Genomic DNA, 23,706 nt, shown 5'->3' with positions numbered 1-23,706 from the left:
TTTGGTTGGTATATTTCCTATTCAATATGGTTCGGTGGGGAAGTTATTTTGACGATTATTGGTATTCTTTTAAATCCAACCTGGTCGAGTTCCCCATACATATCATTTTGGTATATATCAATATCTATTATTTAATTCCCAAATTCATCCTTCGCAAACAATACTGGAGTTATATCGCCTCATTGTCATTTATGTTGGCTTTGGTGTATATGATCAGAACTGCACTTATTTATTTTTTGGTGACAAAAAACATTTGGCCCGAAGCAGGCGAATCTGGTCAATTTATGGAACTCAACCATATTATTGTGGTGATCCTTGGAGAGCTTTATGTCATTGCATTTGTTACCGCAATTAAATTGCTGATTGATTGGTCTATTGAAAAACGAAAGAATGAAGAATTAGCACAACTCCAAATGAGCACAGAGCTTAAATATTTACGCACGCAAATACAGCCGCATTTCTTCTTTAATACCCTGAACAATCTATACGCACTTACACTAAACAAATCTGAAAACGCTCCCCGATTAGTCATCAAGCTTTCAGATATGATGCAGTATATTTTATACGAAGTAAAAAGCTCCAAGGCGAGCTTGTTGGAAGAAATAACCCATATTAATAATTTTATTGATATTGAGCGGCTTCGATTTGAAGATCGTGTAGATGCCGAAGTGGACATCACTGGTGATATTGAAGATGTAATTGTACCACCATTATTGTTGCTTTCTTTTGCTGAAAACTGTTTTAAACATGGTATGAAAGATAATGATCACCTTAAAATAAATATGAGTTTTAATGTGTCAAATAAGGGCTATTTGGAAGTGACATTCATCAATAATTTCAATCCCAATGCCACAAAGCCTAAGAGTAGCGGAATTGGGATTGAAAATGCCAAACGCCGGTTGATGTTACTGTTTTCAAACAATTTTATTTTAGAAACTAAAGTACAGGACGATACTTATACCTTGTATTTGAAAATTCCGGTACGCTTTAAATAAAGTTGAACATAAGCAACGTAACGGTATAAACTGGTTAAAGATGACATTACATTATTAAAAAGAAAATCAAATGAAAATTAAGTGTCTTATTATTGATGATGAACCTTTGGCAATTTCTGTGATTGAAACCCATTTGAAGAATTTTGATTATATAGAGATTGTTGAAACCTTTACCAATCCGTTAAGTGCCTATCGCGTTTTGGAAAAGGAAAAAATAGATCTCATTTTTCTCGACATTAATATGCCGCAACTGACTGGTTTTGCCTTTATTGAAAACCTTTCTTATAAGCCTCTAATTGTGATAACAACCGCGTATCGTGAATATGCGGTAAAAAGTTTCGAACTTAATATCTTGGATTATTTGGTTAAGCCCATTCCATTCAATCGGTTTTTAAAAACCATAAATAAAGTGTATCAACATGTTTACCACAGCACTTCCAAAACCGATTCGAGTTTACAGCAAGAACCTCATATTTTTTTAAGAGTCAACAAAAAACTCATCAAAACAAATCTGAACGATATCCTTTATATCGAAAGTCTGAAAGATTATATAAAAGTGATTACCGTGATTGGCGATTATGTCGTTCACAAATCGCTTACAGCCATTACAGAGGAGTTGCCACAATCTAATTTTATGCGGATACATCGGTCCTATACAATTTCCATCAATAAAATTGATGCACTTGAGGGGAACACTGTGGAGATTTCAAATAGAAAAATCCCAATTGGACGCAACTATACCAAACAAGTTAAAGAGCGTATTTTTAACATTAATGAGAAACCTGAGAATTAACCGCCAATCCGCCATTTTGGAGTTGATTTTCAAAATGGTAGTCCGCTAATCAATTAACTAAACTAACGATGAAACAAAGAATAGAATCCGTTGACATTTTAAGAGGATTTACCATAATTGCCATGATTTTGGTAAATACGCCTGGCGATTGGGGTAACGTTTACGCACCGCTGCTGCATGCAGAATGGCACGGGTTGACACCAACCGATTTGATCTTTCCGTTCTTCTTGTTCATTGTCGGAATTTCCATTTATTTCGCCTATAAGAACAAGTCAAATTCAGCTGCTACCTATAAAAAAATAGCCATAAGGAGTTTAAAGCTCATCGGGTTAGGCATGATTTTAAGGTTATTTTTACCTTACTTTCCGTTTGTGGTCGATTTGGAAACCTTACGATTTCCAGGTGTGCTGCAAAGAATTGGGATTGTATTTTTCATTTCTGCTGTACTGTACCTTAATTGTACCTGGAAGAACTTAATTGTGATCTCAAGTCTTGTTTTGGTCGGTTATTGGTTGTTTATGGGGTTTGTACCACTGCCCAACGGAATGCCGCCTACATTTGACAGAGCGCCCAATAATTGGGCAAATTATATTGATCTGACCATTTTAGGAAAACATATGTGGCAACCAGATTATGACCCTGAAGGCATATTGAGCACCTTACCCGCAGTAGTTACGTGTTTGTCCGGAATTTTAATCGGGAAGCTGTTGGACGGACTTACCCATATTAAATACTTATTTTTTGCTGCTTTTGGCATGCTGATTTCAGGCTATCTATTTAGTTTGGTTTTCCCAATAAATAAGGCCATCTGGAGCAGCAGTTTTGTTTTGGTCACCAGCGGCTGGGGAACCTTTATCCTTGCTATCATCTATTATCTCAAAGATATTAAGCAATATGATTTTGGCACTGTTTTTAAATACGTGGGCATGAATGCCATTACCATCTACTTTTTATCAAGTTTCATCTCTAAATGCATGTACCTTATAAAAGTTGACGGGCAGCAAAGTATTCATTCTTGGCTCTATAATACCATTTTTTTCCAGCCATTTTTCGACCTTAAACTGTCGTCTTTACTATATGCGCTATCCGTGGTGTTATTTTATATAGGCTTGGGCTACCTTATGTTTCGAAAAAGAATATTTATAAAAGTATAGAGAAGAATGATGCTTTAATTGATCATCTTTTTTGAAAGAAATGCTTCTACGATATTAAAGTCTATAGCTGAAAATGAAATACACCGTCACTAAAAAAAATCTAACTCAAGATAGAATTTGATCATAACATTGTAGCTAGCATTTTTTGCAAGCATAACAATTTAAAAACACTACTATCTACCTCTCCTCATCGTAGAAAATAGTCGCTTTTTATTAGTCAAAATTAGTTTCTATAAATATAGTCCCTTGTCATATTATAACCTACGAGTGGGATTTATTTAATTATATTTACAGCCTAATTGATTGACGACTATGAATCCTTCTGCATCAGGCTGGATAAAAAAACTGCTCAACGAGGTTTCTGCTGAAGAAACGTTCGTGAATAAGCCTCTTGAGTCCTTCTACCAAGAACTCAAGTTTTGTGGCTTTATTTATGGGAGCAACGTAGGCATAGTGAGTGATGCAGTTCCAAAAAACGATCTTACCGATGAAGAAATGTGCAAGGCAAATCTTATATTGGCTTTCTACTATTTTTTCGAAAACAATCCATCCGAAGAAAACTTCATTGATAGTGTCATCAGTTTTTATAGTGCCATTACTGTTAGTAAAACTACAATTCTGGACGCCATCTTGGGCAAAAAGAAATCCGCCGCACTTTTGGAAGACTTAGTTCATAAGCGCATCCATATTGACGATAATATTTTTACTAAAAACTTTAATTATTTTATTATCAATGCGCTTCTGTTTGTAGACCTCCTTGCCTATAAACAGTTTTTAAACACCGGCAACGTTTCTGACAAATACTTACAAACTTTAGAAAACGCGATAGAAACGATTGTGATTGAAGTTTTTGAGTCCAAGCATCAAAAAAGCAAATATGATGATAGTTTGACAAAATTGTTCAAAGCCTCAAGACGGTATCATAATAATGATCCGATGGATTATGGTGATGCAATTTCTGCGCTCAATACCGAATTGGAAAAGCAGTACACCATTGATTTAGCCTGCATGGCATCTTGGACAGATAAAACTGTTGATCAAAGTGAAAATATATTCTTGACGCAGTTTTGCAGTCATTTGAACCTGGATCCGGCCGTCTTAAAACAATCCATACAAGATATAGACGAATTTTACTCCCACAATGACAACCGGATAGCTTCTTTGGGCTCTAAGAATTTTGTTCAGAGTTTTTATGATAATTCCAGTAAGATGGTGATTAAACTCATCAGCAGAAATAGTAAACGTTTGGTAACGGAACTTAAAGAAAGCAAAGAGTTGATGGTACTATTGACCCAGTCCACCCAACGAGATCTGACGGACGAAGAACACAAAAAAATTCAGGAACAACTGTTGGATATTTTTAAATCCATACCCAGTTTAGCCATATTTATGTTGCCTGGCGGTGCCATTTTATTGCCTCTATTCATTAAGTTTATTCCAAAACTATTACCATCGGCATTTGATGACAATAGAATAGACAATTAATTATTCAAGCCACGCCCTAAAATCCTTCACCCGTTCTCGTGCCACGATAATGTCGTGTTCGTTAAAAGTTTTTAATTTGATTTGAATTCGTGAATTGGTATAACTGATCATATCCACAATGGCATCTATATTTACATAGAATTTTCTACTGACCCGAAAAAACTTAGCAGGCTCCAAATCGGATTCCAACTGTTCTAAACTCACGTCCAAAAGATAACTTCGTCCATCGGCTGTATAAGCATAAGTGCCTTTGTTTTCGCTATAGAAACACTCGATGTCTTCGGCTGTAATCAATTTCAAATGTTGTCCGATTTTTACCGAGAACCGTTTTTTATAAGTTCGGTCCAACGGATTGATCAACATTTTTCGGATGTCATCAAAATCGACCACTACCGATTTTTGTTTCGGCAAGCGTGACTTATATTTTTCAACTGCTTTTGCGAGATCGTCTTCATCAATAGGTTTTAACAAATAATCAATACTATTGAGTTTAAAGGCCTGTAAAGCATAGTCATCATAAGCGGTTGTAAAGATAACGGCCGAAGTGATTTCTAAAGCTTCAAAGATTTCGAACGACAAGCCATCACTTAATTGAATGTCTAAAAAAATCAAATCGGGGTGCGTATGTTCTGAAAACCAAGCAATCGATTCCTCAACAGAATGCAATAAGGTGTTGGCTTCAATTTGAAGATTGGCCAACATACGCTGCAAGCGTCTTGCTGAGGGTTTTTCATCTTCTATTATAATGATGTTCATTTTTTATTAAGCATTAGAGGTTAGTTTTCAAAATCAAATATAATCATCAATTTACTTTATCACGGCCCCAGCAAAAAAATTGAAGCCTCCAGTGGGTTTGAAAATCTTAAAAACTTGCTTAGAGGCACTTGAATCAGAAGCTTTGCAGGACTAATACTATCGGTATGGCCAAACAGGCATTGACTATTGTTGTTACTGAGAACATATTAGCCTAAAAGGTTTTTATTACACACATACATTATAGTGTCTAAAAGTCCATATTATCTTAGGCAAGTTTGAAATTATTAAAGTAATTTTACCAACAAATTTTTTACTATGCAACTCGTTTTCGCCACCAACAATCTCAACAAACTAAAAGAAGTCCAAAGCTTAATTCCTAAAAACATTAAATTATTAAGCCTTGAAGACATTGGTTGTTTTGAAGATGTTCCTGAAACTCAAGATACCATTGAAGGCAATGCCCTTCAAAAAGCGGCATATATCAAAACGCACTATGGCTATGACTGTTTTGCTGATGACACAGGATTGGAAGTGGACGCACTTGACGGTGCACCCGGGGTTTATTCTGCCCGGTATGCTGGCGAGCAGCGAAGTTCAGAAGACAATATTCAGAAGCTTCTTGAGAATCTTAAAGATTCATCCAATAGAAAAGCACAGTTTAAAACTGTTATCGCCTTAGAACTTCATGGTGTTCAACATCAATTCACCGGGATTTGCAAAGGGGAGATTACTTACGGTAAAAGCGGTGAAAATGGTTTCGGCTATGACCCCATTTTTAGAGCCGAAGGCTATCAAAAAACCTTTGCCGAAATAGCTTTAGACGAAAAAAATCGAATTGGACACCGAGGAAAAGCTGTCAATCAGCTCGTTGATTTTTTGAACCGCATTTAACTTACTCCAAATCAACCATATAATAATTAGGTTATTTAATAAATAAAATTGTACTTTTGCACCTTGTAAAATTTCCTCAAGGTGAGGATGTGTTACTGGAGGTTTAGGTTTAGTATGTCGATTCGCTTCTGTTGTAACACCAAAAGAACATAATCAAATACTTATTAAATCGAATGAACACATTCCAAGATTTAGGTCTTAATGATGACCTATTACGGGCTATTACTGATATTGGTTTTATATCGCCAAGTGATGTCCAAGCAAAAGCAATTCCAATTTTATTAGAAAAAGACACTGATTTAGTGGCTTTAGCACAAACAGGAACAGGTAAAACTGCGGCCTTTGGGTTTCCTATGTTGCAAAAAATTAACACAGATAGCAGAACTACCCAAGGCTTGATCCTCTCTCCTACTCGTGAGCTATGTTTACAAATTACCAACGAATTAAAAAACTACGGCAAATACTGTAAAGGCTTTAACGTTGCGGCTATATATGGCGGTGCCAGTATTAGCGAACAGGCAAGAGAAGTAAAAAGAGGCGCACAAATTATTGTTGCTACGCCCGGACGTATGAAAGATATGATCAACCGTAGAATGGTTGACATTTCAAAAATTGAATACGCTGTACTTGACGAGGCTGATGAAATGTTGAACATGGGCTTTTACGAGGATATTACTGATATTCTTTCCCATTCTCCAGAGGATAAAAACACATGGTTATTTTCGGCAACCATGCCAAAAGAAGTTTCAAATATTGCGAAAAAATTCATGCATTCGCCAGTTGAAATTACGGTTGGGAAAAAAAATGAAAGTACTGATCAAGTATCGCATGAGTATTACCTTGTAAACGCTCGTGACCGTTACCAAGCCTTGAAACGTTTGGCCGACGCTAATCCGGATATATTTTCAGTTATCTTCTGTCGCACCAAACGCGACACCCAAAAAGTGGCGGAGCAGCTGATAGAAGATGGTTATAGCGCAGGCGCCTTGCACGGCGATTTGAGTCAGAACCAACGTGACCTGGTCATGAATTCGTTCCGTAAGAACCAGATCCAGATGTTGGTGGCTACTGATGTAGCAGCACGTGGAATTGATGTGGACAATATTACACATGTTATCAATTACCAATTGCCAGATGAAATTGAAACCTACACCCACCGTTCAGGTAGAACAGGACGTGCAGGTAAAACGGGAGTCTCAATTGTTATTGTCTCAAAAAGTGAATTGCGCAAAATAAAAAGTATTGAGCGTATCATCAATAAGAGCTTTGTCAAAAAAGACATTCCGGATGGTATGGAGATTTGCGAAGTACAACTTATGTCTTTGGCAAATAAAATCCATAATACGGAAATCAATCCTGAGATTGAAAAGTACCTTACTAGTATTAACGGATTGTTTGAGAACACCTCTAAAGATGAATTGATCCAAAAATTCTTCTCGGTCGAATTTACCCGATTCTTTAATTATTACAATAAGTCAAAAAGCTTATCGGTGCCTGATTCCCGCGGAAGTGATAGCGGTTCTGAAAGAGACTTTGGTCGTGGTTTTAGTAGCAATGGTGATTCTTCCCGTTACTTTATCAATGTTGGTAAAAAAGACGGCTATGATTGGATGAGCTTAAAGGATTTCTTAAAGGAGGTTCTTGATCTTGGCCGAGATGATGTCTTTAAAGTAGATGTTAAGGACAGTTTCTCATTCTTCAACACCGAAAAAGGATTGCAGGAGAAAGTATTGGCTTTTTTCAATGACTTTAAGCACAATGGCCGATTTGTAAATGTTGAGGTCAGTCAGGATCAAGGTGCAGGCACAAGCAGAAATAAAAGACGCTCTGGCGGCAGACGATCAGGTGGCGACTTTAAACGACGTGGCGAAAGACGTTCTGGTAGTGATTTTAAATCTTCCGGAAGAAGGAGTTCTGACGACTCAAGACCAAGACGTTCAGCAGATAGCTCAGGTCCTAACAGACGTGAAAGACGTGCAAAGATGAATGAAAAATCAGATGATGCCAGTTTTTCAAGACCAAGACAATCGCGCAGATAAAATTAACTTTGGACATTACAGACGTTAAAGGCGACTGGTGACCGATACCAAATAAATACTTAGAAAGTTAACTATAACGAAGTGGGACCTTAAATGCCCACTTCGTTTTTTTATTTTATACCTTCAAATATTGCATATAAACGATTCGTTTGCTGCGACAAATGCGTCATCTTTATTTTTTATATTTCTTGCCGCCGCTCTATCATAGCGGCATTTGTAATTAAAACTTTTTAAAATAATGTTATGATTTTCAATAACCCAAGTAGAGAAATATGTTAATGCCACACTAAGTAGCTCTGAGGTGCAGTACTTTCAATCTCTACACCTTATATTCTTCTCTGCTCGACTCGTTTATTGCTGAGCACTAAAAGGCTAACGAGGATTTCGATTCATAACCTTAACTGAATTTCCTAAAAGCAGCATTTTAAATTGATTTGCATAGGTTTGTCGAAAATCGTAACATTACGTACTATAATCTCTAACCGACTTATGACATATGCAGAGCCAAAACATTAATCCAAGAGAGCCTCAAGATGAACACATCGTTGAAAACAAAGAATTAAACATTTGGGAGGCCTTGATTCCGGTAATAGCCTTGGTGATAATGTTAGCTTATAACGTGTATGTGTATGGCGGTGATGCTTTAAGTGGGTCTAATCAATTCATTTTACTTATGGGGGGCGCCGTAGCGGCGGTTGTAGGTGTTTTTAATAAAGTATCGTTTGGACAAATGCTGGAGGAGGTTTCTGAAAACATTAAATCTACGGCCAGCGCCATTATCATTCTCCTTATGGTGGGGGCACTTGCCGGTACTTGGTTGATTAGTGGTATTATTCCCACTATGATTTATTATGGTTTACAGGTTTTAAATCCGACCATATTTTTAGCAGCTTGCGTGATCATTTGCGCCATCATCTCGGTAGCTACCGGAAGCAGTTGGACCACATCGGCAACGGTGGGAATAGCCCTTATTGGAATAGCACAAGCCTTGGATGTTTCATTGGGTATGACTGCTGGTGCCATCCTTTCTGGAGCCTATTTTGGAGATAAAATTTCACCAATGAGCGATACAACCAATCTCGCTCCGGCCATGGCTGGAACAGACTTGTTTACCCATATCAGATATATGCTCTATACCACTGTACCCACATTAATTATCACCTTAATAGTTTTTGTGGTTATCGGTTTAAATATTGACACCACGGGATCCGCAAACACCGAACGCATCCTAACCGCACTCGATTCGTCAATTAATGTAAGTCCCTGGTTGTTTCTAGTTCCTGTTATCGTCATCATCTTAATCGTCAAAAAAGCCCCTCCCCTTGTTGCTCTCTTGGGCGGCACGCTTTTAGGTGGTCTTGCAGCGCTCATCTTTCAACCAAATATTGTTGCAGCCATTGGCGGCGGAAATTCCCTAAATTTCGCGACGGGATATAGAGGAATTATGGATGCCATTACAGTTGACACGGCAATTCCTACAGAAAATGAAGCTCTAAAAGGACTTTTTGCCTCTGGTGGCATGGCGAGTATGTTAGGTACTGTCTGGTTGATCTTATGTGCCATGGTCTACGGTGGCATTATGGATGCCATTGGTGCGTTATCTGCAATTAGTAAAAGTCTATTAAAATTATTCCATACCACTTTTGGTCTTTTTGCCAGTACGGTAGCCAGTTGTTTAGCATTAAACGTGACTGCGAGTGATCAATATTTAGCCATTGTGGTCTCCGGAAAAATGTACGCAAAGGCCTATGAAGATAAAGGATTGGCTCCTGAAAATTTATCCCGAACGCTTGAAGACAGTGGGACGGTCACTTCGGTTTTAGTGCCTTGGAATACTTGTGGAGCTTACCACAGTGGCGTTTTGGGTGTTGACACCTTACACTATGCAGGCTATGCCATTTTTAACTGGCTGAGTCCATTTATGACCTTATTGTTTGCTGCGTTCCGAATAAAAATTAGAGAGCTAACTACAAGTAACGCTTAAGTGCGGCACCGTTTTATTTCATATAAGGAGGTATAGCCCAGATAATAACGCTCCGTTTCCAACTATCTCTTTATTGGGGTTCAATGATCAATACACTGCTCATTGATAAAACTTATGACAATATAATTTTATATAATCAATTTCTATAGCTAAACTCTTATGATATGGCTATTTTTGTTGGTGTTAAATATGAATCATTAAAATTATAAACTATGTCAATTGTAGGAAAAAAATTCCCAAACTTAACTGTAAACGCAATGAATGAAATGGGCGAAACTTTCGGCCTTAACGTTCTTGAAGAAGCAACAAAAAATAATAAAAAAGTCCTTTTATTTTGGTACCCAAAAGATTTCACTTTTGTATGTCCAACTGAATTACACGCTTTCCAAGCTGATTTAGCTGAATTTGAAAAACGCAATACGATTGTTATTGGTGCATCTTGTGATACTGCTGAAGTTCACTTTGCATGGTTAAATACTTCAAAAGACGACGGTGGTATTGAGGGTGTCACATATCCAATCTTGGCTGACTCTAACAGAAATTTAGCATCCACCTTAGGTATCTTGGATATAACCAATGAAACTTACAACGAGGATACGGGTGTTGTAACTGTTGAAGGTGATAACGTTACTTACAGAGCAACTTATATTATTGATGAAGAAGGAACTGTTGTTCATGAAAGTGTCAATCACATGCCATTAGGAAGAAACGTTAAGGAATACCTTCGTTTAATTGATGCCTATACGCACGTACAAGAAAAAGGTGAAGTTTGTCCAGCTAACTGGGAAGAAGGTAAAGATGCAATGCAAGCGACTTCAAAAGCTACTGCTGAGTATTTGAAAACACTTTCAAACTAAGCCTTTAAAGGCATTGAAAAAGTGTATAAGAATTCAATCCCTTGGTATCATCCCTCGGCATTGAATTGGAAATTGACTTCCTGTCAACCGACAGGAAGTCTCATTAATTATAAAATTTAAAATTATGGTAAAGGAACTAGATAAAGATAATTTAGAGCAGCTGGTATCAGACAACGATACTGTAGTTGTTCAATATTCGGCGAGTTGGTGTGGTAATTGCAGAATCATGAAGCCGAGATTTAAAAAACTGGCAACGGAAAACGAAAACATGACCTTTATAATGGCGGATGCAGAAAAATTTCCTGAGTCAAGAAAATTAGCCAATGTAGACAACTTGCCTACTTTTGCTGTTTTTAAAAATGGAACTTTCGTCAATCAGGTACAGACCAATAAATTTGATGTTTTAAAAGATTTAATCAATGAAGTTACCAGTAATTAGACAACTCACTCAATTTATTGAGGACAACGACGAAGATTTTGTCATAGAGACCATTGAAACATTAGAAAACCTTACGGAGGTACCTTCGTTAAAAGATGAGGAACTCGATGTAATTGGAGAACTTCTCTCCAATATGTATGGCGCGTTGGAAGTACATGCAATGATTAAAGAGGGCACTCCAAACAAAGAGGCTCTCAATACTTTCATGTCTCGCGTTATGGGATCGATAGATAAATAGACCAGTAGAATAACAATTAGAAAATAATTAAAGAGTGCCGAAACAGCGCTCTTTTTTTATGAGTGATAGGAAGATGGCTTTAGTTGGTCCCACCAGGGGCGGCATCGGCAATTTTAAAAATTATCCGACATTCCTTCGCAGCTCTTCTTTTACTTGATATTTTACCTAATTCTTAATCAATTTCTCATAAGCTTAAGGTTGTTAATAATAGGATTTCATGCCCAATACGGTGGCTTGGCTTGAACTAATAGGTTTACGTTTCCAATTTAGGTTAACTCTTGAACAGTTTTCATTTCAACCTTGCCTATTAAACACTAACAATTTTGAGATAAAAATGTTTAGCACGACTAGAGCCACAATTCAATTTGATTTTCTTAAACGGCTAACACCTAAACATCAGACACTTTCCAATCACTTCGATTTTTTATATCGTGTGCTATCAAATCCTTTATTGCTGACTCTAATATCCGCAGGCCATATTGTGAAACCCAGTCAATAGAAAAGTCAAATTTATGATAACATGCCTAAGTTTTTATATGTACTTATGGTATATGTTTAAAACAGCGGCATTAGGGCATTAGCATCTGCAAATATGAATGCTTAAAGTAACGTCAATTCTAAATATTCTTCATTCACCATAATGCACAATTTTCCATATATTGGATGTCATTATTTTTGATATTAGAAGATGTCCAATCCAAATAACCAAATCATGCACATAAATTTCTTTCGCACGAAATAAGTTTACAAGTCTATGAGATATACATCTAAAATGATCTTTTTGGCCCCCAAATGTCTCACTGTTTAAAATCACATTGATAAAAATAAAACAGATAGTTTTATGAGTTTATTTTTCGTATCTTAAATGCTAATAGTTGAAACTATGATGAACAATGATTACGTGAAGATTTTTTCAGGAACCTTCATTATCGTACAACTGGTTGTGGACCGTTTAGATAGTGTTGGCATTACTGCTATTGTGAAGGACGAATCCGAATCCGCAAGAATGGCAGGATTTGGCTCTTCCTTTCAAGGGTTTCAAGAACTATATGTATCTAAGGAAGAATTAGAGCATGCAGTTCCAATTGTAGAAGCCGTAAAAGGAGAATTGGAAGCATAAAAAAACCCTGAAGCGATTCAGGGTTTTCTAAATTTTTGAAATTCAATTAAGCGTTAACCGCATACATTTTATCTCTCTGTTCTTTAATTTTCTTATCGTCCATATACTCATCAAACGTCATATAACGGTCAATGACCCCATTTGGTGTAAGTTCAATGATTCGATTACCAACCGTTTGCGCAAACTCATGATCATGCGTGGTAAACAAAATCGTGCCTTTAAAGTTTGACAGCGAATTGTTAAAAGCAGTAATACTTTCGAGATCTAAATGGTTGGTAGGCTCGTCCAGCATCAAAACATTCGCTCTCATCATCATCATTCTACTAAGCATACAACGTACTTTTTCGCCTCCAGAAAGAACGTCGGCAGTTTTTAAGGCCTCTTCACCACTGAAAATCATTTTGCCCAAGAACCCTCTAATATGGACTTCTTCACGCTCTTCTTCTGTCGTTGCCCATTGGCGTAACCAGTCTACAAGCGTCAATTTATTCTCAAAAAATTCACTATTATCCAATGGCAAATAAGATTGTGTTGTTGTTATCCCCCAATTATAGGTGCCTTTATCAGCTTTTTCCTTGCCATTGATAATTTGATAAAACGCAGTTGTAGCCCGAGAGTCTTTTGAATAAACAACTACCTTGTCGCCTTTGGCCAAATTAATATCTACATTCTTGAATAACACTTCACCTTCTATAGACGCCTCAAGTCCGCTGATGTTCAAAATTTGGTCTCCTGCCTCTCTATCCCGTTCAAAAATAATAGCCGGATAACGTCGGCTTGAAGGTTTGATGTCTGAAATGTTTAATTTCTCAATCATCTTTTTTCTACTCGTCGCTTGCTTGGACTTTGCAACGTTGGCCGAAAAACGACGTATAAACTCTTCGAGTTCTTTCTTTTTATCCTCAGCCTTTTTGTTTTGTTGCGAACGTTGTCTGGCGGCCAATTGAGAAGATTCATACCAAAACGTGTAGTTACCTGAATAATGGGTAATCTTACCAAAATCGATATCAGAAATATGGGTACATACCGAATCTAAAAAGTGTCTATCGTGAGAAACCACAATCACACAATTATCGTAATTTGCTAAAAAATTCTCCAACCAAGTAATAGTTTCATAATCCAAGTCGTTGGTAGGCTCATCCATAATCAACACATCAGGATTTCCAAATAAAGCTTGAGCTAACAAGACTCGAACTTTTTGTTTCCCGTCCAGATCTTTCATTAACGTGTAATGATACTCTTCTTTAATCCCCAAATTGGATAGCATTGCTGCGGCATCACTATCCGCATTCCAACCGTTCATTTCTTCAAATTGAACCTGAAGCTCTCCAATTTTATCAGCGTTTTCATCAGTGTAATCGGCATATAGTGCGTCAATTTGTGATTTCAGATCATAGAGTGGCTTATTCCCCATAATAATGGTTTCCAATACCGTATGCTCATCATATAGATTATGATTCTGTTCTAAAACAGACATACGTTTTCCAGGCTCCAGGTGGACATGACCAGAAGTAGGCTCCATTTTTCCCGCCAAAATTTTCAAAAAAGTCGACTTTCCTGAACCATTGGCACCAATTATACCGTAGCAATTACCTTGATTGAAGCTGGTATTCACCTCATCAAATAGGATACGTTTGCCAAACTGAACCGAAAGATTAGAAACTGATAACATTTTACGTATTTTAAATTTGCTGCAAAAGTAGAAAAAACCAACCATTTTAAGAAACTTAAGTACTTATATTTAAACGGTCCCTCAGTGCATGGCATTCTTTGATAATATCAGTGTTTATAGTAGTTTTGGGATCATATCACCTCTAAATGCCCAAACATTTAACAGCGCCTTAACAGCTTGATGCACAAACAAGTTTTATTTTTGTTCATATTCCAACTAGCTCCAGAAATCCCTTAAGTTTATGAGAATTCACATAATATCATTTATGCTTTTGACAACGCTTTTTAGTTGTAAAAAAGAAGCTAATGAGGCTGATACATCTGCCTACTTTGGAGGGGAGATTATTAATCCAACCAACGATTACGTCCTGCTATTTTCTCCGAATTCTCAAGTAAATAATAAATCAGATACGCTTTTTCTAAACAATAAAAATCGCTTTTTCACCAAACTATCTCCATTAAAATCAGGTTTGTACACGTTTATTCATGGTGGTCAATACCAAATGGTCCTTTTAGAACCAAGAGATAGTGTTATGTTACGATTAAATACCATTGACTTTGATGAATCCTTGGTTTTTACTGGTGATGGGGCAAGAAAGAATAATTTTCTGATTAATATTTTTCTTGAAAATGAAGCTGACCGGGCAAATTTCATCAACTTCTCCCAAATGGAGCCTGAAAAATTTGAAAGTTATATTGACTCTTCACGAACTGAACGCTTAAATGGTCTTTCTGAGTTTTCCAATCAAAGAAACCTATCCCCACTTTTTGATAAAGTTGCCGAAACCAGTGTCAATTATGGTTATTTCAGCGCTAAAGAAATGTATCCTTTTGCCTATTATGGTTACAAAAACTTAAAAAACTATAAGGATTTGCCATCAAGTTTTTATGATTACAGAAAAGATATCGATTACAATATTAGCTCCTTAGGAGATTTCTTTATTTACAACCGTTTTCTTTATGCTCATTTCAATAACATGGCGTTGGAGAAATTTTATGCTAATGCTCCTAAAGATGCTGTTTTCAATAGAAACTCAGTAGTTTATAATTTAGAGAAATTGAGGTTGATGAACGAGCGCATTACAAATGATACCATAAAAAACAAATTATTAAAAAATACAGCGCGCGATTTTATTTCCATGTGCGAAGATACGGCGGCCGTAAAACAGGTTTTAGCTTCATATCTACAAAAAACAACAAATGCGGACGATAGAGTATATATTGAAAGACTATCAAAAGCCATTAATAAATTAAAACCTGGTAAGATTATTCCTGATGTAGAATTGGTCAGTTATAATAATGAAGACTATAAATTTAGTGATTTGATCACACAGCCTACCGTAATTTATTTTTGGTCGTCAAACTTAAAAATCCATTATAAGAACAGCCATTATAAAATCAGGGATTTAAAGAAGAAATATCCCAATATCAATTTTATAGCGATAAATATTAATGATAGCGATAAAAAATATTGGAAAAGAACCTTGGATGAATTCAAGTTTCCAATTGACAGCGAATACCAGTTCAAGGATCCATTTAACGCCAAACAAACCTTGGTGCTCAATACCGTTTATAAAATTATTGTAGTAGATAAGGAAATGCGCATTGTGGACACTTACTACAACATGTTCCACAGTAAATTTGAAGACAAACTGCAGGAACTTAATAATTAGCTTTTATCCGCAATTAGATTTATAACACATTTCCCCTAAAATTCTGCTAAAACAGAATTGATCCCCTAACAGCTTAGCTCAAAAATTTAGAAATAGTGCACTGGGCATTAGCATTTGGGTATTATGATGGCGTTTATAAAAAAAAGGCTTCATCTCTGAAGCCTCCTTTTACTTAATATATAGAAAAATTAATTTCCCTTTTTGTAATCTGCCAAGAATTTCTCTAAGCCAATATTGGTTAATGGATGGTTTAACAATCCAGTAATTGAACTTAAAGGTCCAGTCATGACATCAGCACCTAATTTGGCACAATCAATAACGTGCATGGTATGACGTACCGAAGCTGCCAAAATCTCAGTTTCAAATCCGTAGTTGTCATAAATCATTCTGATTTCGGCAATAAGATTTAATCCATCAGTTGAAATATCATCCAAGCGGCCAATAAATGGAGACACATAAGTTGCCCCAGCTTTTGCAGCCAATAATGCCTGGCCTGCAGAAAACACTAAAGTCATATTGGTCTTAATGCCTTTATCACTAAAATACTTACAAGCTTTCACACCGTCTTTAATCATTGGTAATTTAACCACAATCTGATCGTGAAGATCAGCCAAAGCCTCTCCTTCTCTTACCATGCCATCGTAATCTGTTGCAATGACTTCCGCACTCACATCGCCATCTACCAAATTGCAAATGTTTACATAATGTTTCATGATATTGTCGGTTCCTGTAATGCCCTCCTTGGCCATCAACGACGGATTGGTAGTGACACCATCTAAAATCCCCATGTCTTGGGCTTCCTTAATTTGCTCTAAATTAGCAGTATCAATAAAAAATTTCATAAATAATAGTCGTATAAAGGTTGTGTTTTAAAGTGTTGCGAAGTTACGATTAATAACAAAGATGTCATTGAATTTTTAATTAAAACATATCAACACCTTAATTGTCAAAGTGGTTTTATAGTTTGTAATGTTTCATCAACATGTTCTCATAGACTTTATCTGGCAAAATTCGTTTCAAAACAATAGAAAACTTCTGCATGAATTCTCCAACCTTATAATGAATTTTTGGATTTTGGGTGTTGATTATTTTATAAATCGCTGTCGCCATTATTTTAGGGTCCTTACCTTCGCTTACATGTGCATTCATAAGATCTAAAGTTTCTCCATAAGTTTTTTTATAGGGCGAATTTTCCAAAACCGGCGCATGATAACGTCCTGCGGCAATATTTGTTGCAAAGTCACCAGGAGCAACATTGGTCATTTGAATGTTGAAGTCTTTAATTTCCATTCTGAAAGCTTCCGTCAGCAATTCCAAAGCGCCTTTACTTGCACTATAAACACCTCTATATGGCAAACCCATATAACCCGCAATGGAGGTGATATTGATAATCAGACCTGATCTTTGGGTTCTCATTTGTGGCAGCACTGCTTTTATGACGCGGATGGGACCAAAAAAATTGGTTTCAAAATTACGTTGGATTTCAGCATCCGGAATTTCCTCAATAGGGCCAGTTATTCCAGCACCAGCATTATTGATCAATACGTCGATATGACCTTGTTCGGCAATGACCTTTTGAATAGCAGACTCTATGGAATCAACATCAGAAACATCCAATTTGACCAAATTAAATTTACTGCTTAAGTATCCTTCGGGATTTCTGCTGGTACCATAAACTATGAATCCTTTTTCGGTCAAGAATTCTCCAATGGATTTGCCAATTCCAGATGAACCTCCGGTAATTAAAACAACTTTTGACATATTCGGGTATGAGTTAAACATTAAGCATACTTAATTTTTCAAAAATACGATAAAATTTAAGCTTATGATGGAATTGAAAAGGAAGTGGATGATGTAATTTAAGCGTCTATACTGCAGAATTCCTTAACTTATAGGAACAAAAAAAGGCAAGCTACCTACATCACACCGCTACGACCGCTTACCTTTGCTGCGTTCCCGCCCTGGAGGATTCAGCAGGAGCTGGTTGTGTAGGACTTGCCAGGTGCAAAGATACAAACTTTTACTACTTTTGCAATGATTTTCAAAACTGAATTTATTTAAATACCTTGCTCAAAAAACAAACATCAGCATGTCTTCAACTAAACTTTTTATAATCACTGTTTTAAGTCTTTTTTTCTTGACTTGTGGTGATAACCCAAATGGTAAAAAAAGTAATTTTTCAATTTCTACAGATGCCAAAAACAATACCACGACCCTTGGCGAAACAGTTAAACTGTCAGTAGAAAATCCGAAAAACAAATCAATTTCCAATATAAGCTATAAACTTGATGAAACCCCGATTGAGGAAAACTTCAAGGTTACAAATTTAGCCCTTGGGGTGCATAAGATCACAGCCACTGTTACTTATGGTGAAACTACAGAAGAGACATCTACAAACTTGACTGTTTTAAATGATGTTGCCCCGAAAATTTACAGCTATAAAATTTTAAATGAATATCCGCATGATATTACCTCCTATACTCAAGGCTTAGAGTTTCATGATGATGTTTTATACGAAAGCACTGGGCAATACGGAAAGTCCAAGCTTAGAAAAGTGGATTATAAAACGGGAAAGGTTCTTAAAAACATCAATTTAACCAATCAATATTTTGGAGAAGGTCTTACAATAATGAATAATAACATTTACCAGCTCACGTGGAAAGAGAATATCGGATTCATTTATAACCTTGATACGTTTGAGAAAACGGGTAGCTTTAATTATGGGAAAAGTAAAGAAGGTTGGGGATTGTGCAATGATGGAGAGGTGATTTACAAAACCGATGGCACCAACAAAATATGGAAACTCAATACAGAAACGCTGGCTGAGGAGGATTATATCCAAATATATACCAATACCGGTAAAATTGATAAATTGAATGAATTGGAATATATTGAAGGAAAAATCTACGCTAACATATACCAACGCAATGGGGTTTTGATCATCAACCCGGAAAATGGCGCGGTTGAAGGAGTGATTGACTTTTCACCCCTACAAAAATTAGTTAAACAACATCCATCTTTAGATGTTTTAAACGGCATTGCCTATAACCCGACAACTAAGACCATTTTTGTAACAGGAAAAGAATGGGACAAACTATTTGAAGTGGAAGTTTTCGTGAAATAATGATTAAGATTCACAAACACTTAAAGAGACCGTTACAGAACAATCTAAGATAATATTTATGCAAACCTTTGAAATTCACATTATTGTAACCCAAGACGATTTAGACAACCTCAACCATGTCAATAATGTGCGTTACGTACAGTGGGTACAAGATGTAGCGGAAAAACATTGGCATGAAAAAGCAACGGACAAAATACTTTCAGATTATTTTTGGATTCTTCTCAAACACACCATTGAGTATAAAAACCCGGCCATTTTAGGCGATGTGCTCAAACTCAAGACCTACATTAAAGAGTCAGGCGGCGTCACCTGCATTCGGGTGGTTGAAATCTATAATAAGAACACTGACAAATTGCTTGCCTCTTCCGAAACAAAATGGTGTCTGGTATCTCAAGAGAACATGAAACCGGCAAGGATTACCGAAGAAATCAGGACCCTGTTTAGTTAAACCTTGATTAAATGGATTGTTAAAGTCTCTTAATAGATCCCTTTTAAAAAACTATAATGGTTTAATTTGATGGTAATCAATCTCTTTGCCTAGTGACCAAAATTACCATTCTTTTATGTCTTTGCTCCACTTTGATGTTGTCACAGAACATCTCAGGAACACTTTACGATGCGGAGGCCGCCATCTCTGGAGCTAAAATCATGAACATCACTTCAAAAAGCATCACTTCAACCGATAGTCGTGGCAACTTTGACATTTTCGCAAAACTTAATGATACGCTAATTTTTAGTTCATTATTTCATCATACCAAGCAATTGGTGGTAAGTGAATCGCACCTTAAGAACATCCAAGTTTTTGAACTAAGAAAAATAGTGAATGAACTTAATGAAGTGGAAGTCCAAGGCGCAATCACACCAAAACAAATGACTGAGGATGAGGAAACCAATAGGCAAAACAAACAATTTAAAACAGATGTAGAAAAAAATCCACACTTGTACAGAAGGCCAAATAGAAATAGTGGCGGGATTGATATTCTGGAAATTGGCAGACGTATTACAAAACTTTTCAAAAGAAAAACCACCAAAGAACAAATAATAGTAGCAACTCCCATCGAAGCAGAAGATCTTGATGCGCTTTTCAAAACAGACAAATTTTTTAACGATAAATTTTTAGTATTGAACTTGAACATCACTAAGGACTATAAACACCTCTTCTTTGCCTACTGCGAATCAAAGATCATGTCACCTTCTCTGTTGCAACCAGAAAATAGAATCTATCTTGTTGACAAGTTTTTAGAGTATAGTGAAGCGTTTCGAACGATTTTAAAGGAAAGTCAAAGACAATGAGTCAAGAACATCGAGACCGACCGATGAGCACGAACAGTTATATTATAACGTTTTTATAGGAAAGTATCTTTGTGTCCGTGGCAAGTATCGGGGAATTAAATAAGTGGTTCTTATGAATTCATAATTCCAAAAGTCATATTTTTGAATTTCAATTTGAATTAACCACCATAATGAAAAGAAGCTTTTATTTTATTCTTACTATATCAACGTTGATCTTATGGAGTTCCTGTCGGAAAGATTTCGATTTTGAACCGAGTCAGGGTGCCTTAACCTTTTCCAAAGACACTGTTTATTTAGATACGGTTTTCACCAATATTGGATCAAGCACCTACAATCTGAAAGTCTATAACCGCAGCAATAAAGACATTTTGATTCCTACCCTACGTCTGAGTCAAGGCCAAGCATCTCATTACCGACTCAACGTAGATGGCATGTCAGGCAAGGAGTTTCAAGATGTAGAACTTTTGGCAAAAGACAGCATGTATATTTTTATTGAGACCACTTTTGATATTCAAAGTGTTGTAACTGCCAATAACCAGTTTCTATATACCGATATCATCGAATTTGACAGCGGATCAAATTATCAAAAGGTGGACTTGGTAACCTTAGTTAAGGATGCCGTTTTTATTTACCCAAATCGGGATGCCCAAGGCGTTGTGGAAACTTTAACCTTTGATGTAGATGGCGATGGCATTGATGATGAAACCAACGTTCAAGGTCGATTTTTAACCGATGCAGAATTGACCTTTACCAAAGAAAAACCTTACGTTATATATGGTTATGCCGCTGTTGGCGAAAATAAAACCCTAACTATTGATGCCGGTGCGCGCGTACATTTTCATGCAAATTCGGGTTTATTGATCACCAATAATGCCTCGTTAAAAGTGAACGGCCAATATAGTCCTGACCAATCCACAATGGCAAACGAAGTCGTTTTTGAAAGCGACAGATTGGAACCTTTCTTTGATAATATTCCAGGACAATGGGGCACTATTTGGTTATTTCAAGGCAGTAAGGAAAATAACATCAATTTTGCAACGATAAAAAATGCTACTATTGGTATATTATCAGAAAACAATCCTACCACTGCCATTCCGAAGTTAACAATCAAGAATTCAAAAATTTACAATTCCAGTAACTTCGGAATTTTAGGACGTGCTACTTCCATTACCGCCGAAAACGTAGTGCTGAACAATGCGGGCCAATCTGCCTTTGCAGGGACTTATGGCGGAACGTACAACTTTAGCCATTGCACCATAGCCAATTACTGGACAAATAGTTTTAGACAGTTTCCTGCGTTATACCTAAACAATTATTTGATTTTGGAAGACGATACAATTGTTACCAATGCTTTGTCTGCTGCCAATTTCAACAATTGTATTATTTATGGTAATGATAATCCGGAGTTTCTAGTAGAGGAAGAAGAAGGTTCTGGTTTTAACTTTAAATTTACCAATAACCTGATCAAGTTTAATGACCCGAATAACAAGTTTGCTTCAGATCCAAACTATGGTTTTGATAATGTGGCTTTATATGGAAATGTCGTATTCAATCAAGATCCAGACTTTATGGATACGGCCAAAAATAAGTTGAATATCGGACAAGAATCCGCTGCAATTAATGTGATTGGGAACAATCCGTTTTCAAATGCGGTGCCTTTTGATATATTAAATGTGTCACGCACTGCTGCTCCTGATTTGGGTGCTTACCAACATGTGGTTTTTGAAGAATAAAAAAACCTGAAAGTCTCACTAAGTATTGGGACTTTCAGGTTGGATTGACAATCAGATAACTGACCTACGAAAACAAAGGTTTCCCTTTCATCATTTCATTCACTTTTTTCGCAACAGCATCCAATTTGGTCTCATCATCGTGGTTATTTAAAACCTCATCAATCAAATCGACAATGGTTGACATATCCACCTCTTTCAAGCCTCTGGTCGTCACCGCTGCAGTTCCAATTCTAATACCGGAAGTTACAAATGGCGATTTATCGTCAAAAGGGACCATATTTTTATTTACCGTAATATCGGCCTTTGTCAAGGCTTCTTCGGCAGCTTTACCGGTTAAGTTTTTATTTCGCAAATCAATCAACATCATGTGGTTGTCCGTTCCTCCAGAAATGATATGATAATCCTTAGCTACAAAGGCCTTTGCCATGGCAGCAGCATTTTTCTTAACTTGCAACATATACTGCATAAAATCATCGGTCAAGGCCTCACCAAATGCAATGGCCTTAGCAGCAATGATATGCTCCAATGGCCCTCCTTGATTTCCTGGAAAAACACCAGAATCCAATAACGAAGACATCATTCTTAAGTTACCCTTTGCCGTTTTCTTTCCAAATGGGTTCTCAAAATCTGCGCCCATCATGATCATCCCCCCTCTCGGACCTCTTAATGTCTTGTGGGTTGTTGTGGTCACAATATGGCAATGTGGCATTGGATCATTTAAAATGCCCTTGGCTATTAATCCTGCAGGATGGGCAATATCTGCCATCAAAACAGCACCAACTTGGTCAGCAACCTGCCTGAAAGCTTTAAAATCCATATCACGTGAATAAGCTGAAGCTCCGGCTATGATCATTTTTGGTTTTTCCTTTTTGGCGGTATCTTCCAAATGATTATAATCAATCAAACCAGTAGCCTTATCTACACCGTAAAAAGAAGGACTATAGAGTTTTCCTGAAAAATTTACTGGAGACCCGTGAGTCAAATGCCCACCATGCGACAGATCAAAACCAAGAATTTTATCGCCAGGCTTTAAGCACATTGAATATACAGCAGTATTTGCCTGACTTCCCGAATGTGGCTGCACATTGGCATATTCAGCGCCAAATAGAGCTTTAGCACGATCAATGGCCAACTGCTCAACCTCATCTACAATTTCACAACCGCCATAATAGCGTTTTCCCGGGTAGCCTTCGGCGTATTTATTGGTTAATACTGATCCGGCAGCTTCCATTACCTGATTGCTTACAAAGTTTTCTGAAGCAATAAGTTCCAAACCGTTTAACTGTCTCTCTTTTTCAGCTTCTATAAGCTCAAATATTTGTTGGTCACGTTGCATAAATTAAATTTTTAATCACTCCCGCAAAGCTGGGAATTTTATTCTTAATAATATCTTCACAAATTTCCCCAAAAATACTAAATACAATAGTTAATTAGGCCAAAAAAAGAATTATTCATCTGAAT

The 23,706-nt window shown here is 36.8% G+C and carries 21 protein-coding genes and 1 other RNA gene; 16 read left to right on the top strand and 6 right to left on the bottom strand.

Going from position 1 to position 23,706, the window contains the following annotated elements; translation table 11 throughout:
- Positions 1 to 26 precede the first annotated feature (26 nt).
- The 4 genes from H3Z82_RS00460 to H3Z82_RS00445 all read left to right on the top strand — a co-directional run bounded on the left by H3Z82_RS00460 (position 27) and on the right by H3Z82_RS00445 (position 4,427).
- On the top strand, positions 27 to 995 hold the full coding sequence (locus tag H3Z82_RS00460) for a sensor histidine kinase (RefSeq protein WP_182201909.1): 969 nt from the start codon (positions 27 to 29) through the stop codon (positions 993 to 995).
- 70 nt (positions 996 to 1,065) lie between these two features.
- Complete coding sequence (locus H3Z82_RS00455) at positions 1,066 to 1,788, top strand: LytR/AlgR family response regulator transcription factor (protein WP_182201908.1); 723 nt, start codon at positions 1,066 to 1,068, stop codon at positions 1,786 to 1,788.
- 68 nt (positions 1,789 to 1,856) lie between these two features.
- The gene (locus H3Z82_RS00450) at positions 1,857 to 2,942 is read left to right on the top strand and encodes an acyltransferase family protein (protein ID WP_182201907.1); all 1,086 of its coding nucleotides are present in this window, start codon (positions 1,857 to 1,859) and stop codon (positions 2,940 to 2,942) included.
- A 312-nt stretch (positions 2,943 to 3,254) separates the two neighbouring features.
- A complete protein-coding gene (locus tag H3Z82_RS00445; protein WP_182201906.1) occupies positions 3,255 to 4,427 on the top strand; it encodes an LETM1-related biofilm-associated protein in 1,173 nt (390 codons plus the stop codon).
- On the opposite strand, the gene H3Z82_RS00440 is transcribed toward H3Z82_RS00445, so the two are convergent.
- Positions 4,428 to 5,183 (bottom strand): LytR/AlgR family response regulator transcription factor, encoded by a 756-nt coding sequence (locus H3Z82_RS00440; RefSeq protein WP_182201905.1) that lies wholly within the window; start codon positions 5,181 to 5,183, stop codon positions 4,428 to 4,430. It lies immediately after the preceding gene.
- Positions 5,184 to 5,498: 315 nt separating this feature from the next.
- Here H3Z82_RS00440 and H3Z82_RS00435 point away from each other — a divergent pair, with 315 nt between their 5' ends.
- The 7 genes from H3Z82_RS00435 to H3Z82_RS00405 all read left to right on the top strand — a co-directional run bounded on the left by H3Z82_RS00435 (position 5,499) and on the right by H3Z82_RS00405 (position 12,751).
- Positions 5,499 to 6,074: a non-canonical purine NTP diphosphatase gene (locus H3Z82_RS00435; RefSeq protein ID WP_182201904.1), complete on the top strand. Its 576-nt coding sequence runs from the start codon at positions 5,499 to 5,501 to the stop codon at positions 6,072 to 6,074.
- 173 nt (positions 6,075 to 6,247) lie between these two features.
- The gene (locus tag H3Z82_RS00430) at positions 6,248 to 8,113 is read left to right on the top strand and encodes a DEAD/DEAH box helicase (protein ID WP_182201903.1); all 1,866 of its coding nucleotides are present in this window, start codon (positions 6,248 to 6,250) and stop codon (positions 8,111 to 8,113) included.
- A 496-nt stretch (positions 8,114 to 8,609) separates the two neighbouring features.
- Positions 8,610 to 10,097, top strand: coding sequence for a Na+/H+ antiporter NhaC (gene nhaC / locus H3Z82_RS00425; RefSeq protein WP_182201902.1), 1,488 nt, complete (start codon positions 8,610 to 8,612; stop codon positions 10,095 to 10,097).
- 212 nt (positions 10,098 to 10,309) lie between these two features.
- Positions 10,310 to 10,954, top strand: coding sequence for a peroxiredoxin (locus H3Z82_RS00420; protein WP_182201901.1), 645 nt, complete (start codon positions 10,310 to 10,312; stop codon positions 10,952 to 10,954).
- Between the two features lie 124 nt (positions 10,955 to 11,078).
- On the top strand, positions 11,079 to 11,393 hold the full coding sequence (locus tag H3Z82_RS00415; protein ID WP_182201900.1) for a thioredoxin family protein: 315 nt from the start codon (positions 11,079 to 11,081) through the stop codon (positions 11,391 to 11,393).
- Positions 11,374 to 11,631 carry a DUF6952 family protein gene (locus H3Z82_RS00410; RefSeq protein WP_182201899.1) on the top strand — a complete coding sequence of 86 codons (258 nt, stop codon included), beginning with the start codon at positions 11,374 to 11,376 and terminating at the stop codon, positions 11,629 to 11,631. Before H3Z82_RS00415 ends, H3Z82_RS00410 begins: the two co-directional genes overlap by 20 nt.
- Positions 11,632 to 12,514: 883 nt before the next feature.
- On the top strand, positions 12,515 to 12,751 hold the full coding sequence (locus tag H3Z82_RS00405) for a putative signal transducing protein (protein ID WP_235982194.1): 237 nt from the start codon (positions 12,515 to 12,517) through the stop codon (positions 12,749 to 12,751).
- 46 nt (positions 12,752 to 12,797) lie between these two features.
- Here the strand turns inward: H3Z82_RS00405 and H3Z82_RS00400 are convergent, their stop codons facing one another.
- Positions 12,798 to 14,423 (bottom strand): ABC-F family ATP-binding cassette domain-containing protein, encoded by a 1,626-nt coding sequence (locus H3Z82_RS00400; RefSeq protein ID WP_182201898.1) that lies wholly within the window; start codon positions 14,421 to 14,423, stop codon positions 12,798 to 12,800.
- 241 nt (positions 14,424 to 14,664) lie between these two features.
- Here H3Z82_RS00400 and H3Z82_RS00395 point away from each other — a divergent pair, with 241 nt between their 5' ends.
- Positions 14,665 to 16,095 (top strand): redoxin domain-containing protein, encoded by a 1,431-nt coding sequence (locus tag H3Z82_RS00395; protein WP_182201897.1) that lies wholly within the window; start codon positions 14,665 to 14,667, stop codon positions 16,093 to 16,095.
- A 188-nt stretch (positions 16,096 to 16,283) separates the two neighbouring features.
- On the opposite strand, the gene fsa is transcribed toward H3Z82_RS00395, so the two are convergent.
- The 3 genes from fsa to ffs form a co-directional block, all read right to left on the bottom strand.
- The gene (gene fsa, locus H3Z82_RS00390; protein WP_182201896.1) at positions 16,284 to 16,937 is read right to left on the bottom strand and encodes a fructose-6-phosphate aldolase; all 654 of its coding nucleotides are present in this window, start codon (positions 16,935 to 16,937) and stop codon (positions 16,284 to 16,286) included.
- Between the two features lie 115 nt (positions 16,938 to 17,052).
- Complete coding sequence (locus tag H3Z82_RS00385; protein ID WP_182201895.1) at positions 17,053 to 17,856, bottom strand: SDR family oxidoreductase; 804 nt, start codon at positions 17,854 to 17,856, stop codon at positions 17,053 to 17,055.
- A 141-nt stretch (positions 17,857 to 17,997) separates the two neighbouring features.
- Positions 17,998 to 18,096: signal recognition particle sRNA small type (gene ffs / locus H3Z82_RS00380), an RNA gene on the bottom strand.
- Between the two features lie 88 nt (positions 18,097 to 18,184).
- On the opposite strand from ffs, the gene H3Z82_RS00375 reads away from it, so the two are divergent.
- The 4 genes from H3Z82_RS00375 (at position 18,185) to H3Z82_RS00360 (ending at position 22,245) form a co-directional block, all read left to right on the top strand.
- Complete coding sequence (locus H3Z82_RS00375) at positions 18,185 to 19,219, top strand: glutaminyl-peptide cyclotransferase (RefSeq protein ID WP_182201894.1); 1,035 nt, start codon at positions 18,185 to 18,187, stop codon at positions 19,217 to 19,219.
- A 58-nt stretch (positions 19,220 to 19,277) separates the two neighbouring features.
- A complete protein-coding gene (locus H3Z82_RS00370) occupies positions 19,278 to 19,667 on the top strand; it encodes an acyl-CoA thioesterase (protein WP_182201893.1) in 390 nt (129 codons plus the stop codon).
- Positions 19,668 to 19,759: 92 nt separating this feature from the next.
- Complete coding sequence (locus H3Z82_RS00365) at positions 19,760 to 20,512, top strand: carboxypeptidase-like regulatory domain-containing protein (protein WP_182201892.1); 753 nt, start codon at positions 19,760 to 19,762, stop codon at positions 20,510 to 20,512.
- A 170-nt stretch (positions 20,513 to 20,682) separates the two neighbouring features.
- A complete protein-coding gene (locus H3Z82_RS00360) occupies positions 20,683 to 22,245 on the top strand; it encodes a right-handed parallel beta-helix repeat-containing protein (protein ID WP_182201891.1) in 1,563 nt (520 codons plus the stop codon).
- A gap of 64 nt (positions 22,246 to 22,309) precedes the next feature.
- On the opposite strand, the gene H3Z82_RS00355 is transcribed toward H3Z82_RS00360, so the two are convergent.
- Positions 22,310 to 23,581 (bottom strand): serine hydroxymethyltransferase, encoded by a 1,272-nt coding sequence (locus H3Z82_RS00355; RefSeq protein WP_182201890.1) that lies wholly within the window; start codon positions 23,579 to 23,581, stop codon positions 22,310 to 22,312.
- Between the last annotated feature and the right edge of the window lie 125 nt (positions 23,582 to 23,706).

The sequence above is a fragment of the Gelidibacter maritimus genome (genome assembly GCF_014062315.1).
GTDB classification, from domain to species: Bacteria; Bacteroidota; Bacteroidia; order Flavobacteriales; family Flavobacteriaceae; genus Gelidibacter; species Gelidibacter maritimus.
This window is presented reverse-complemented; position numbering and strand designations above follow the sequence as displayed.

Bases quoted from the DNA above. Each gene is read 5' to 3' on its own strand.
- H3Z82_RS00360 (WP_182201891.1), top strand. From the start codon at position 20,683: ATGAAAAGAAGCTTTTATTTTATTCTTACTATATCAACGTTGATCTTA.
- H3Z82_RS00455 (WP_182201908.1), top strand. From the start codon at position 1,066: ATGAAAATTAAGTGTCTTATTATTGATGATGAACCTTTGGCAATTTCT.
- nhaC (WP_182201902.1), top strand. From the start codon at position 8,610: ATGCAGAGCCAAAACATTAATCCAAGAGAGCCTCAAGATGAACACATC.
- H3Z82_RS00420 (WP_182201901.1), top strand. From the start codon at position 10,310: ATGTCAATTGTAGGAAAAAAATTCCCAAACTTAACTGTAAACGCAATG.
- H3Z82_RS00400 (WP_182201898.1), bottom strand. From the start codon at position 14,423: ATGTTATCAGTTTCTAATCTTTCGGTTCAGTTTGGCAAACGTATCCTA.
- H3Z82_RS00445 (WP_182201906.1), top strand. From the start codon at position 3,255: ATGAATCCTTCTGCATCAGGCTGGATAAAAAAACTGCTCAACGAGGTT.
- H3Z82_RS00355 (WP_182201890.1), bottom strand. From the start codon at position 23,581: ATGCAACGTGACCAACAAATATTTGAGCTTATAGAAGCTGAAAAAGAG.
- H3Z82_RS00385 (WP_182201895.1), bottom strand. From the start codon at position 17,856: ATGTCAAAAGTTGTTTTAATTACCGGAGGTTCATCTGGAATTGGCAAA.
- H3Z82_RS00440 (WP_182201905.1), bottom strand. From the start codon at position 5,183: ATGAACATCATTATAATAGAAGATGAAAAACCCTCAGCAAGACGCTTG.
- H3Z82_RS00450 (WP_182201907.1), top strand. From the start codon at position 1,857: ATGAAACAAAGAATAGAATCCGTTGACATTTTAAGAGGATTTACCATA.
- H3Z82_RS00410 (WP_182201899.1), top strand. From the start codon at position 11,374: ATGAAGTTACCAGTAATTAGACAACTCACTCAATTTATTGAGGACAAC.
- H3Z82_RS00430 (WP_182201903.1), top strand. From the start codon at position 6,248: ATGAACACATTCCAAGATTTAGGTCTTAATGATGACCTATTACGGGCT.
- H3Z82_RS00435 (WP_182201904.1), top strand. From the start codon at position 5,499: ATGCAACTCGTTTTCGCCACCAACAATCTCAACAAACTAAAAGAAGTC.
- H3Z82_RS00375 (WP_182201894.1), top strand. From the start codon at position 18,185: ATGTCTTCAACTAAACTTTTTATAATCACTGTTTTAAGTCTTTTTTTC.
- H3Z82_RS00405 (WP_235982194.1), top strand. From the start codon at position 12,515: ATGATGAACAATGATTACGTGAAGATTTTTTCAGGAACCTTCATTATC.
- fsa (WP_182201896.1), bottom strand. From the start codon at position 16,937: ATGAAATTTTTTATTGATACTGCTAATTTAGAGCAAATTAAGGAAGCC.
- H3Z82_RS00370 (WP_182201893.1), top strand. From the start codon at position 19,278: ATGCAAACCTTTGAAATTCACATTATTGTAACCCAAGACGATTTAGAC.
- H3Z82_RS00415 (WP_182201900.1), top strand. From the start codon at position 11,079: ATGGTAAAGGAACTAGATAAAGATAATTTAGAGCAGCTGGTATCAGAC.
- H3Z82_RS00460 (WP_182201909.1), top strand. From the start codon at position 27: ATGGTTCGGTGGGGAAGTTATTTTGACGATTATTGGTATTCTTTTAAA.
- H3Z82_RS00395 (WP_182201897.1), top strand. From the start codon at position 14,665: ATGAGAATTCACATAATATCATTTATGCTTTTGACAACGCTTTTTAGT.